We start from the raw sequence: 12,236 nt of genomic DNA on the forward strand, positions 1-12,236 counted from the left end.
CTGGAGATGCCCCACCTGCGGGAGTTCCTGCGGCAGGAACTGCTGTCCGGCGAACACCCCCAGATGATCATGCGTCTGGGCTACACCTCCGGCGCGGGCGGGGGCGTCCGGCGGCCGGTCACCGAGGTGCTCCGGGAGCGCCGGCCGTAGTGACCGGAAGGGGGAGGTCATGATCCTGGTGGGAGTCGACGGCTCGCGGGCCGGCCTTGAGGCCGTGGGCTGGGCGGTGCGGGAGGCGGGCCTGCGCGGCGCCAAGCTGCGCATCGTACACATCATGCCGGTCTGGGCCTATGAGATGCCGCAGGGCGTCCGGCACGCCGCCGTGGGACAGTGGATGCGCGACGGGGCCACGTCCACGCTGGCCGAAGCACTGAGGCGGGCGCGCGAGGAAGACGGCGACGTCGAGGCGGAGACCCTGCTGCTGCCGGGCGACCCCCGCCTCGGCCTGCTCAAGGCAGCCGAGCACGCCGAGCTCCTGGTGGTCGGCAGCCACGGGCTGGGCGGTTTCCGCGGCATGCTGCTCGGATCGGTCGCGCTGGGAGTGGCCGGGCGCGCCGCCTGCCCGGTGGCCGTCGTCCGCGACCTGCCCGCGCACACCCGCGGCGAGATCGTCGTCGGCATCGACGGCTCCCCGTCCGGTGCGGCCGCCATCGGTTTCGCCTTCGCCGAGGCGTCCGTGCGCGGTGCCACACTGCGGGCGATCCACGCTTGGAGACGGCCCGCGGCCGGCGGCGGTCTCTTCGCTCCGCCGGTCGCGCAGGAGATGGCCGAGGGCGAGCGGCGCCGGCCGGCCGAGGCGCTGGCGGCCTGGAGCGGGTCCTACCCGGATGTCAAGCTCGTCGAGCAGGTGGAGCACGGGCACCCGGTGGACGTGCTGAGGGACGCCTCGGCGCAGGCGGACGTGCTGGTCGTGGGATCGCGCGGGCGCGGCGAGCTGGCCGGGCTGCTGCTGGGCTCGGTGAGCCACTCGCTGCTGCACCACGCCGCCTGCCCCCTCGCGGTGGTCCCCGCCGGGACACGTCCCCGGCATGTCTGACCGGGGGCTGTCCTCCCGGTGGTCCCGGGAGACGGCGTGGGCGGGGAGCAGCCGGACACGCCATTTCACTGTGTCGTATATCACTTCAGATTATGAAAACATGCAGAAGGTGAAAGTTTTCGCCTATGCTCCATGGTGTGACCATCGTGGATACGAGTGACCGGCCGGGCGCGGTCGATCTGGGCCGGCGGGACCGGAAGAAACAGGAGACGCGCGCGGCTCTGGAGCGGGCCGCTCTGGAGCTGGTCGCCGAGCGGGGCATCGGCGGGGTCACCGTGGAGGACATCAGCCAGGCCGTCGACGTCTCCTCGCGCACCTTCTTCAACTACTTCTCCTGCAAGGAAGAGGCGGTCACCGGCAAGGGGCCGGGGACCGACACGCAGATCGGCGAGATGATGAGGTCGGCGCCGGCGGAGCTACCGGTCATCGAGGTGCTGCGGCGGGCGCTGCGCGCCGAGGCGGACCAGATCCAGGCCCGGCAGGAGCAGTGGCTGCTGCGGTTGAAGGTGTTCGAGCAGAATCCGTCGCTGCTGCCCCGTCTCGTTGCCAACGGCGCCGAGGCCGAGCGGATGATCGCGGAGGCGGTCGCCGGGCGGATCGGTGCGGATCCGGTGGCGGACGGCTACCCGATCCTGGTCACGGCCGTGGCATGGACGGCGTTCCGGGTCGCGATGATGCGCTGGAGCGCCGGGGGCGGAGGCCGCGAGCTGGGGGAGCTGCTCGACGAGGCATTCGACCATCTGACGGCGGGGCTGGCGGACCCCTCCTCTCCCGCCTGACCTCTCCCTCCTTCCACCAGGTCCCGTGACCCAACAGATCCCGTGATCCGTCAGGTCCCGTGACCCAACAGGTCCCGTGACGCCCTCTTCTCGCCCGGTCCCGTCACGTCCGTTCCCCCACCCGGCTCCGTCCCCGGCCGCACCGCCCGGTGCCGGCCACACCACGGCCCGGTCACACCACGGCCCTGCCACCCGTTCCAGGCCCGGCGCCCTTTCGCGCCGGGTCCCCTGAAGCAAGAGAACCCGAGGAAGAATGACGACCACCAGTGTGCCGCCGGAGGCGGCCGCCGACGCCACCGAGCGTCCCTCCCGCCGCAAGGTGCTGCAGGCGCTTTCCGGGCTGATGGTGGGCATGTTCGTGTCCATCCTGGCCTCCACCGTCGTGGCCAACGCGCTGCCGCGCATCATCACCGACCTGGGCGGCAGCCAGACCGTCTACACCTGGATCGTCACCGCCGAGCTGCTGGCGATGACGGCCACCGTGCCGCTGTGGGGCAAGATGGCCGACCTCTACAGCAAGAAACTGTTGATCCAGCTCTCGCTGGGACTGTTCGTGGTGGGCTCGCTGATCGCCGGTCTCACGCCGAACGTGGAGATCCTGATCGTGAGCCGGGTGGTGCAGGGCGTCGGCGCCGGAGGCATGACCGCGCTGTCCATGATCGTGATGGCCGCGATGATCCCGCCCCGTGAGCTGGGCCGCTACGCCGGCATCTTCGGCGCCGTGTTCGGCGTCGGCACCGTCGCCGGGCCGCTGATCGGCGGCCTGCTGGTCGACACCTCCTGGCTGGGGTGGCGCTGGTGCTTCCTGATCGGCGTGCCGTTCACGATCCTGGCGATCGTGTTGCTGCAGCGCACCCTCAAGCTGCCGGTCGTCCGGAAGCAGGTGAAGGTCGACTATCTCGGCGCCTTCCTCATCACCGCGGGCGTCTCGACGCTGCTGGTGTGGTCGTCGCTGGCGGGCAACCAGTTCGCCTGGGCCTCGGCGTGGACGGCCGGCCTGGTCGGCGCCGGAGTGCTCATCCTGGCCGTCGCGGTGTGGGTGGAGTCGCGGGCGGCCGAGCCCATCATCCCGCTCGGCGTCTTCCGCAACCGCACGGTCGCGCTGGCCACCGTCGCCAGCGTGCTGGTCGGCGTCGCGATGTTCGGCGGGACGGTCTTCCTGTCGCAGTACTTCCAGGTGGCCCTGGGCAAGTCGCCGACCGTGGCGGGCCTGATGAGCCTGCCCATGATCTTCGGCCTGCTCGTCTCCTCCACCGTCGCCGGGCAGCTCATCACCAAGTGGGGCCGCTGGAAGGGGTTCCTGGTCGCGGGTGGCGTGATCATGCTGGCCGGCATGCTCCTGCTGTCCACGATCGGCGCCGACACCGGCGTCCCCGTGCTCTCGCTGTACATGGCGGTGCTCGGCGTCGGCGTCGGCATGCTCATGCAGAACCTGGTGCTCGCCGCGCAGAACGACGTCCCGGCCCACGACCTGGGCGTCACCACCTCCGTGCTGACGTTCTTCCGCAGCATGGGCGGCGCGGTCGGCGTCAGCGCCCTGGGCGCCGTGCTGGCCAACCGGGTCACCAGCCTGATGGCCGAGAAGCTCGGCCCGGTGGCGACCGCCTCCGGTGGCGAGCAGAGCCACGCCGTACCCGACATCTCCACGCTGCCCGCGCCGGTGGTGCGCGTGATCCAGGACGTCTACGCCACCGCCACCGCCGACCTGTTCCTCATCGGCGCCCCGCTGACCGCGCTCGCCCTCGTGGCGGTGCTGTTCATCAAGGAGAAGCCGCTCAACACCCTCACCGGTGACGAACGGCTCGCCCAGGAGAGCGCGGCCACGCACTGAGCGTGCGACCGCCTGAGCGTGTGACCGCCTGAGCGTGCGACCACCGACGTCAGGACGGACCCGGCCCGCCCCCTGTGAAAGGGGGACGGGCCGCAGGTCAGTCGGTCACCGACCTAGCCGCCGGGGGACCCGTCGGCGGGGTCTTCGGTCTCGGTCTCGGGCGCGGGATCGTCACCGCTGCCGAGCTCCCTGCGGAGCCGCTCAAGATCGATGTCGTGGGTGCCGTACTTCAGCTGGCGAGCCACCTTCGTCTGCTTCGCCTTGGCTCGACCCCGCCCCATTGGCTGCACTCCCTCTACGCACGCAGGCGTGCTCGACCTCTTGTCACAGTCGCGCTGTCGGCTGACGCAGCGTGACACCCTGGGCCGGCCCCGCCGCCGGCGGCCGTGCCCGGTGTGTCGCGCTCCGCCGCCGACCTGGTCCGGACCGGGATCCGGGCCGGCTGAGCGACGTCCGAGAACATATCACTGCCGTCAGCTTACCTATAAACCTTACAATTTGAACAATTATGCAACTTGGCACATGATGAGTGTCGTGTATTCGCTGTTCGGGAGCCGAAGTTCACCTGATCTACGGGAAGCGGAAGGCCGGGGCGAGTTCGCGGCGCGGCTGCGGGCATGTGTCGACGAGGTCGACGCCGAGCTGCGGATCACGCGGCACGCCTTCGACGGCCAGGCGGTCGAGATCCTGTCCGGACGGCTGGAGAGCCTGCTGCGCATCGCCGACCGGCACGGCGTCGACGTGCGGTACGCGGGCGGCGGGCCCGCCGACGGGGCTGTGTGATCATGCCGGTGCCGCTCAATCAGGCCAAGGCCGACTTCTTCCGCACCCTCGGCCATCCGGTCCGGATCCAGGTGCTCGAACTGCTGCAGGACGGCCCGCTGCCTGTCCGTGACCTTCTGGCCGCGATCGACGTCGAGGCGTCCAGCCTGTCCCAGCAGCTGGCGGTGCTGCGCCGGGCCGGGATCGTGACCGCCACCCGCGAGGGGCCCACCGTCGTCTACGCCCTGTCCACCGCCGATGTGGCCGATCTGATGGTCGCCGCCCGGCGGATCCTGACCGAGCTGTTGGCGGGTCAGGGAGAACTGCTGGCCGAGCTGCGGGCGGAGGCCCGCGGATGAGCGCTCACCCCGACCCGAGGACCGCCGTGACCAACCGGAAGAGGAAGACCCTCGAAGAGCGGATCGCCGACCGTCAGGCGCAGCGGCCCGCGCTGAAGGAGGGCAGCCAGTTCGAGCACGGGCCCGCGAAGTTCGTGTTCGTCTTCCTCATCACGGTGGTCGTGCTGATCCACCTCGTCGGCCTGGCGGTCGTCATGGCATGGGATCTCGGCTGAGGCCGGCACGGGGATTCGGCCGAAGCCGGAGCGGAAATCAGTAGGACGTCCTAGTATTTACTAGGACGTCCTAGTAATTTTGAGGGAAGTCCAGGTGGAGTAGTCGGCCGTCAGTCGGAGGAGCCCTCGTGCACGTTCCCGTCAATCCGGTCCGCGTCGTCACGGCGGCGGCGCTGTTCGACGGCCACGACGCGGCCATCAACATCATGCGGCGGATCCTGCAGTCGCAGGGCGCCGAGGTCATCCATCTGGGCCACAACCGTTCCGTCGACGAGATCGTCACCGCGGCGATCCAGGAGGACGCGCAGGGCGTGGCCGTCAGCTCCTACCAGGGCGGGCACGTGGAGTTCTTCACCTACCTGGTGGACCTGCTGCGCGAGCGCGGGGCCGGGCACGTGAAGGTCTACGGCGGGGGCGGCGGGGTGATCGTGCGCGAGGAGATCGACCTCCTGCACGCCCACGGCGTCGCCGGGGTCTTCTCGCCCGAGGACGGCCAGCGGCTGGGGCTGGCCGGAATGATCAACAAGGTGGTCGAGGCGTGTGACGTGGACCTGACCGCCGGCGGGGCGCCCGCGATGGCCGAGGTGGTCACGGGTGACCACCGGGCGCTGTCGCGCGCGATCACGATGGTGGAGTCCGGCGCCGCGGACGCCTCGTGGCTGGAGGCGCTGCGGGGTGCCGCCGCCGCCCGCACGGTCCCGGTGCTGGGCATCACCGGCACCGGCGGTTCGGGTAAGTCCTCGCTCACCGACGAGCTGCTGCGCCGGATCAGGATCGACTTCGAGGACAAGCTCAGGGTCGCCGTCATCGCGGTCGACCCGACCCGGCGGCGCGGCGGGGGAGCGCTGCTGGGCGACCGGATCAGGATGAACAGCCTGTCCGGCGGCGGCGCCTACTTCCGGTCCCTGGCCACCCGGGGGGCGCAGGAGCTGCCCGCGCACCTCGGCGACGTGATCGCGGCCTGCCGGGCGGCCGGCCACGACCTGGTGATCGTGGAGACTCCGGGCATCGGGCAGGGCGACGCGGCGATCGTGCCGTTCGCGGACGTGTCGCTGTATGTGATGACGCCGGAGTTCGGTGCGGCCTCCCAGCTGGAGAAGATCGACATGCTCGACTTCGCCGACGTGGTCGCGATCAACAAGTACGAGCGCCGGGGCGCCGAGGACGCGCTGCGCGACGTGCGCCGCCAGCTCGTCCGCAACCGCGAGGCGTTCGGGGTCCCGCCGGAGGAGATGCCCGTCTACGGCACGATCGCCTCCCGTTTCAACGACGCCGGCGTCACCGCGCTCTACCAGCGCCTCAGGGGCCTGCTCGGCGAGCACGGGCTGCCCGAGACCCCGGGCGTGCTCCCCGAGGTGAGCGGGAACACCTCGAAGGTCGCCGACGGCATCGTGCCACCGGCCCGGTCCCGCTACCTGGCCGAGATCGCCGAGACCGTCCGCGGCTACCACGCCCACACCGCGGATCAGGCGGAGGCGGTGCGCGGCCTGCAGCGGCTCACCGCCGTCCGGGAGATGGTCGCCGGGGAGGGCGCCGACACCGCCGTCGTGGACCTCCTGCTGGCCCGTGCGGCCGCCGGAGTCGATCCCGGCAGCCGGGCGCTCCTGGAGGGATGGAGCGACACGGCGGAGGAATACCGGGCCGACGAGCTGGTGGTGAAGGTCCGCGACCGGGAGCTGCGGACCCCGCTGTGGCGCCAGACGCTGTCGGGCAACCGGATCCCGCGGGTGGCGCTGCCGCGGCTGTCCGACCACGGCGACCTGCTGCGGTTCCTGCGCGCGGAGAACCTGCCCGGCCGCTTCCCGTTCACCGCCGGCGTCTTCCCCTTCAAGCGGGACGACGAGGACCCGACCAGGATGTTCGCCGGAGAGGGCGACCCGTTCCGTACCAACCGGCGCTTCAAGCTCCTGTCGGAGGGCCAGCCGGCGACCCGGCTGTCCACCGCCTTCGACTCGGTCACGCTGTACGGCAACGACCCCGCGCTCCGCCCCGACATCTACGGCAAGGTCGGCACGTCGGGGGTGTCGATCGCGACGCTCGACGACATGAAGGCGCTGTATGACGGGTTCGACCTGTCGGCGCCCAACACCTCGGTCTCCATGACGATCAACGGGCCCGCGCCGACGATCCTGGCCTTCTTCCTCAACACCGCCGTCGACCAGGCGCTCGACCGCTTCGGCGACACGCACGGCCGCCCGCCCTCGCCCGAGGAGGCCGCGGAGCTGCGCGCCAGGACGCTGGCCACCGTGCGCGGCACCGTGCAGGCCGACATCCTCAAGGAGGACCAGGGGCAGAACACCTGCATCTTCTCCACCGAGTTCAGCCTGCGGATGATGGCCGACATCCAGGAATGGTTCATCGCCAACGGGGTGCGCAACTTCTACTCGGTCTCGATCTCCGGCTACCACATCGCCGAGGCCGGGGCCAACCCGATCAGCCAGCTTGCCTTCACCCTGGCCAACGGCTTCACCTACGTCGAGGCCTACCTGGCCCGCGGCATGAAGATCGACGACTTCGCGCCGAACCTGTCGTTCTTCTTCTCCAACGGCATGGACCCCGAATACAGCGTGCTCGGGCGGGTGGCCCGCCGCATCTGGGCGGTGGCGATGCGCGAGCGGTACGGCGCCGCCGAGCGGGCGCAGAAGCTGAAGTACCACATCCAGACCTCCGGCCGATCCCTGCACGCCCAGGAGATGGACTTCAACGACATCCGCACCACCCTGCAGGCGCTCATCGCGATCTACGACAACTGCAACAGCCTGCACACCAACGCCTTCGACGAGGCCGTCACCACCCCGTCCCCCGACTCGGTACGGCGGGCCATGGCCATCCAGCTCATCATCAACCGCGAGTGGGGCCTGGCGATGAACGAGAACCCGCTCCAGGGCTCGTTCATCGTCGACGAGCTCACCGACCTGGTCGAGGAGGCCGTGCTCAAGGAGTTCGAGCGCATCTCCGACCGGGGCGGCGTGCTGGGGGCGATGGAGACCGGCTACCAGCGCGGGCGCATCCAGGACGAGTCGATGCTGTACGAGACCCGCAAGCACGACGGCTCCCTGCCCATCATCGGGGTCAACACTTTCCGCAACCCCAAGGGCGAGGCCGACCACGGCCCGCTGGAGCTGGCGCGCGGCACCGAGGAGGAGAAGCAGTCCCAGCTGCACCGCCTGCGCGACTTCCAGGAGGCGAACGCCGGACAGGCCCCGCAGGCCCTGCAGCGGCTCCGCCAGGCGGCGGCGTCGGACGAGAACGCCTTCGCCGCGCTGATGGACGCCGCCCGCGTCTGCTCCCTCGGTCAGATCACCGAAGCGCTGTTCGAGGCCGGCGGGCAGTACCGCCGTAACGTGTGACAGGGGCCGGCCCGGCCGGGGAGCCGGCCACGGGCCGAGAGGACGGCGAGATGAGAGACGACACCGGCGCCACGGTCGCGGTCCCCACGAGGGTGCGCCGGATCGTCTCCCTCGTCCCCTCCCTGACCGAGACCGTCGCGGCGACCGCGCCCCGGCTGCTCGTGGGGGCCACCGACTGGTGCAGCCACCCCGCCGGCCTCGACGTCACCCGGGTCCGGGGCACCAAGAACCCGGACCTGGAGCTGATCAGGTCGCTCCGCCCCGACGTCGTGCTGGCCAACTTCGAGGAGAACCGGGCCCCCGATCTCGACGCGCTCCGGGCGGCCGGCGTCCCGGTGTGGGTGACGGTCATCCGTACCGTCGACGAGGCGCTGGCCTCGCTGGAGCGCGTTCTCACCCAGGCGTGCCGGCTGCCCCGCCCGGCCTGGCTGGACGGGGCGGAGGCCGCCTGGCGGCAGGAGGCCCGCGCCCCGTGGTGCCGGGCGGTCATCCCGGTGTGGCGCCGGCCGTGGATGGTCGTCGGGGGGGAGACCTTCACCGGCGACGTGCTGGCCCGGCTGGGCGTGGTGAACATCTACGCCGACCACCCCGAGCGCTACCCGAAGATCCCGATCGACCGGCTGCGGGAGGCCGGGCCCGACCTGGTGGTGCTGCCGGACGAGCCGTACCGCTTCACCGCGGACGACGGCCCCGAGAGCTTCCCCGGCGTCGCGGCGGCCCTGCTCGACGGGCGCCACCTGACGTGGTACGGCCCCTCGCTCGTCGAGGCGCCCGCGGTGCTGTCGGCCCAGCTACGCCGTACGATCACCGGCGGCTGAACCCCGGGTCGAAACGTCGGCGGCGCAGCCCGGCGCGGGGCACTTTCCCCGGCTCGGTGATCCCGCGTGGTTCACGCGGACACCGGCGGCCTTTCTCAGCTGACCGTTTCGAGCAGCAGCCTCGCGGCCACCGTCGCCCCGTCGGTGCGGATCGTGCCGGCCACGGCCCTCGCCCGGGCGCCGGTCTCGGGGGCCAGCGCCGTCCTGAGCGCGGCTGACAGGGACTCGGTGGTCGGGGTCGGGCCGTTGTGTGCGCCGATGCCCAGCTCGGCCACCCGGGCGGCCCAGTGACGTCCTGCGCGGCGCGCATGGGCATGCTGCCGAAGCCCACGTACACCGGGGGTGCGCCGGCGTCCAGGAACGCCTCCAGATCGGCCGGGAGCGGGCGCCCGTCCGGCCGGATCCACGCGCCGGTCTGCACCACGTCGAGGTCCGCCGGCTGCAGCCACGGGCCCAGGGCCGGGTCCGCCGCCAGCCACGGCTGGTCGGTGAAGACGTGGTCGCGGACGTTGTCCACCGGGGGCAGGCCGATCGACACCCGGTGGCCGTTGATCACCTCGCCGAACAGCGCGTTCATGTCCTCCGTGTTCAGGTCCCACAGCACCCGGTTGTCGGTCACCTCCGGTGGGAGCGGCCGGGTCCACGCGAGCGGCGGGTGGTGCGGCGACGGCAGGTAGGTCGGGAAGCAGGCCACGAACACGTAGGGGATGCCCAGCTTCTCGGCCACCGACCGAGCGGCGGCCGCGGCCGGGATCAAGCCGGTCGCCACCACCGCGTCACATCCCTCGGCCACCGCGGCGACCGATCCGTACGTCGCGGCGACCATCTGGGCCGCGCGCTGGGGCAGGCTCGCCGCGGGCAGCGGCTCCTTCCCGGTCACCGCCCCGGACGCCATCTCGCGCACCGACCGGCCGAGCGGCACCAGCGGGAGGCCGGAACCGTCCAGCAGCTCCGCGAAGTCCGGCGGCGCGCACACCCGCACCTCCGCGCCGAGTTCCCGCAAACTCACCGCGAGCCCCACCATCGGTTCGACGTCCCCGCGCGACCCGTACGTCAACAACAACACACGCATTCCACGACTCCCGTTTCCGCAGGTTCTGGCCTCGGCCGACGATTCTGCGGCACGACCCGGGGCTTGTGGCAAGCCCGCCGGTGCACTATCGGTTGAGAGCGGAAAGGAGCGGGCGCCCCCTTTCCCGTCACCGTCCGCTGTGAACGGACGACCTCCTCCTCTCCTCCCCGACCTCGGACGGCACCGCCGGGTCGCCGGACGCACCGTCTCCGCTCAGGCCCGCAGCTCGGGGAACTGGTCGTCGCGCCACTCCGTGGCCGAGCCGGTGCCGGCGGCCCGCTCCTCGCGGGCGCGGAGCTCGACCCGGCGGATCTTGCCGGAGATCGTCTTGGGCAGCTCGGCGAACTCCACCCGGCGCACCCGCAGGTAAGGGGCCAGCTTCTCCCGCGCGTGGCGCAGGATGGCCAGCGCGGTCTCCCGGTCCGGCGTCCAGCCCGGGGCGAGCACGACGTACGCCTTGGGCACGGCCTGCCGGACCGGGTCGGGCGCGGGCACCACCGCGACCTCGGTGACGGCCGGGTGCTCGATGAGCACGCTCTCCAGCTCGAACGGCGAGATCTTGTAGTCGGAGGCCTTGAACACGTCGTCGGTCCGCCCGATGTAGGTGATGTAGCCCTCCGCGTCCCGGGAGGCGATGTCACCGGTGTGGTAGTAGCCGCCGGCCATCGCCTCCCGCTCCCGGTGGGGGTCGCCCTGGTAGCCGGTCATCAGGTTCATCGGCCTGCGGGCCAGGTCGACGCAGATCTCGCCCTCCTCGGCCGGCTCCCCGGTGATCGGGTCGACCAGCACCACCGGTACCCCGGGGAGCGGACGGCCCATCGAGCCGGGCTTGACCGGCGCCCCCGGGGTGTTGCCGACCTGGGCGGTGGTCTCGGTCTGCCCGAACCCGTCGCGCAGCGTCAGCCCCCAGGCGTTGCGGACCTGCTCGATGACCTCCGGGTTCAGCGGTTCGCCGGCCGCCGTCACCTCCCGCAGCGAGCCGGGACCGCCGGACAGGTCGGACTTGATCAGCATCCGCCACACCGTCGGCGGCGCGCAGAACGTGGTCACCCCGGCCCGGCGGATCTGGGCCAGCAGCGCGCCTGCGTCGAAGCGGGCGTAGTTGTAGACGAAGATCGTCGCCTCGGCGATCCACGGGGCGAAGAAACAGCTCCACGCGTGCTTGGCCCAGCCCGGCGAGCTGATGTTCAGGTGCGTGTCGCCCGGCCGCACGCCCATCCAGTACATGGTGGACAGATGTCCGGCCGGATAGGACACCTGCGTGTGCTCCACCAGCTTCGGCCGGCTGGTCGTGCCGGAGGTGAAGTACAGCAGCAGCGGGTCGTCCGGCGCGGTGCCCGGGTGCGCCACGGGCCCGGCCGCGCCGGCGTAGGCGTCGCGGTAGGCGGCCCACCCCGCCGGTGCCTCGCCGACGCAGATCCGGGTGTAGTCGCCCGCCACCCCGGCGAACTTCGCGGTGTCCGCGCTGTTGGCGATGACGTGCCGGGCGCCGCCGCGCTCGATGCGGTCGGGCAGGTCCGCCGGGCCCAGTGCCGTGGTCGTCGGCATGATCACCGCGCCGAGCTTCATCACCGCCAGCATCGACTCCCACAGCTCGACCTGGTTGCCCAGCATGACGAGCACGCGGTCGCCGCGGCCCACCCCCTGCCCGGCCAGCCAGGCCGCGACCTGGTCCGAGCGGCAGGCGATCTCGTCGAAGGTGTGGCGGGTCTCAGACCCGTCCTCCTCGACCAGCCACAGGGCCGTCCGCCCGTTGCCGCGGGCGATCACGTCGAACCAGTCGTGCGCCCAGTTGAAGGCGCCCTGGAACACCGGCCACGCGAACCGTCCCACCGCCCCCTCGTAGTCCCCGCCCAGGTCCAGCAGCAGGTCCCGGGCCTCCCGGTAGATCTCGGTGTTCTTCGTCGTGCCCACCATGACGGCTCCCTCCGGCGGCGACGGGGTGTCGCGCGTGACTGTCAGGACTCACCTACCCGCCCGGCGGGCGGCCGGAATCAGGCGGACGGCCCGATTC

Annotated in this window: 11 protein-coding genes; 8 read left to right on the forward strand and 3 right to left on the reverse strand. The window is 71.6% G+C overall.

What is annotated here, in order from left to right:
• Positions 1 to 169: 169 nt before the first annotated feature.
• The 3 genes from ACWDS7_RS40930 (at position 170) to ACWDS7_RS40940 (ending at position 3,646) form a co-directional block, all read left to right on the forward strand.
• Entirely contained in the window at positions 170 to 1,036 is an 867-nt protein-coding gene (locus ACWDS7_RS40930; RefSeq protein WP_451933664.1) for a universal stress protein, read from the forward strand.
• Between the two features lie 137 nt (positions 1,037 to 1,173).
• Entirely contained in the window at positions 1,174 to 1,815 is a 642-nt protein-coding gene (locus ACWDS7_RS40935; RefSeq protein ID WP_451933665.1) for a TetR/AcrR family transcriptional regulator, read from the forward strand.
• 253 nt (positions 1,816 to 2,068) lie between these two features.
• A complete protein-coding gene (locus tag ACWDS7_RS40940) occupies positions 2,069 to 3,646 on the forward strand; it encodes an MDR family MFS transporter (RefSeq protein ID WP_451933666.1) in 1,578 nt (525 codons plus the stop codon).
• A 113-nt stretch (positions 3,647 to 3,759) separates the two neighbouring features.
• Here the strand turns inward: ACWDS7_RS40940 and ACWDS7_RS40945 are convergent, their stop codons facing one another.
• A complete protein-coding gene (locus ACWDS7_RS40945; protein ID WP_306858483.1) occupies positions 3,760 to 3,927 on the reverse strand; it encodes a DUF3073 domain-containing protein in 168 nt (55 codons plus the stop codon).
• Between the two features lie 253 nt (positions 3,928 to 4,180).
• Between ACWDS7_RS40945 and ACWDS7_RS40950 the strand changes: the two genes are divergently transcribed.
• From ACWDS7_RS40950 to ACWDS7_RS40970, 5 genes are all read left to right on the forward strand, one after another.
• Positions 4,181 to 4,429: a hypothetical protein gene (locus tag ACWDS7_RS40950; protein ID WP_451933667.1), complete on the forward strand. Its 249-nt coding sequence runs from the start codon at positions 4,181 to 4,183 to the stop codon at positions 4,427 to 4,429.
• Positions 4,430 to 4,431: 2 nt separating this feature from the next.
• Positions 4,432 to 4,767, forward strand: coding sequence for an ArsR/SmtB family transcription factor (locus ACWDS7_RS40955; RefSeq protein WP_306858485.1), 336 nt, complete (start codon positions 4,432 to 4,434; stop codon positions 4,765 to 4,767).
• A gap of 26 nt (positions 4,768 to 4,793) precedes the next feature.
• A complete protein-coding gene (locus ACWDS7_RS40960; protein ID WP_451933668.1) occupies positions 4,794 to 4,982 on the forward strand; it encodes a hypothetical protein in 189 nt (62 codons plus the stop codon).
• Positions 4,983 to 5,110: 128 nt separating this feature from the next.
• Entirely contained in the window at positions 5,111 to 8,332 is a 3,222-nt protein-coding gene (icmF, locus tag ACWDS7_RS40965; protein WP_451933669.1) for a fused isobutyryl-CoA mutase/GTPase IcmF, read from the forward strand.
• A 50-nt stretch (positions 8,333 to 8,382) separates the two neighbouring features.
• Positions 8,383 to 9,150 (forward strand): helical backbone metal receptor, encoded by a 768-nt coding sequence (locus tag ACWDS7_RS40970; protein ID WP_451933670.1) that lies wholly within the window; start codon positions 8,383 to 8,385, stop codon positions 9,148 to 9,150.
• Here the strand turns inward: ACWDS7_RS40970 and ACWDS7_RS40975 are convergent.
• Positions 9,137 to 10,222 (reverse strand): glycosyltransferase, encoded by a 1,086-nt coding sequence (locus ACWDS7_RS40975; protein ID WP_451933671.1) that lies wholly within the window; start codon positions 10,220 to 10,222, stop codon positions 9,137 to 9,139. The two genes, ACWDS7_RS40970 and ACWDS7_RS40975, sit on opposite strands and share 14 nt — an antisense overlap.
• Positions 10,223 to 10,435: 213 nt before the next feature.
• The gene (locus tag ACWDS7_RS40980; protein ID WP_451933672.1) at positions 10,436 to 12,139 is read right to left on the reverse strand and encodes an AMP-binding protein; all 1,704 of its coding nucleotides are present in this window, start codon (positions 12,137 to 12,139) and stop codon (positions 10,436 to 10,438) included.
• Positions 12,140 to 12,236: the final 97 nt, after the last annotated feature.

It is taken from the genome of Streptosporangium sp. NPDC003464, assembly GCF_053588315.1.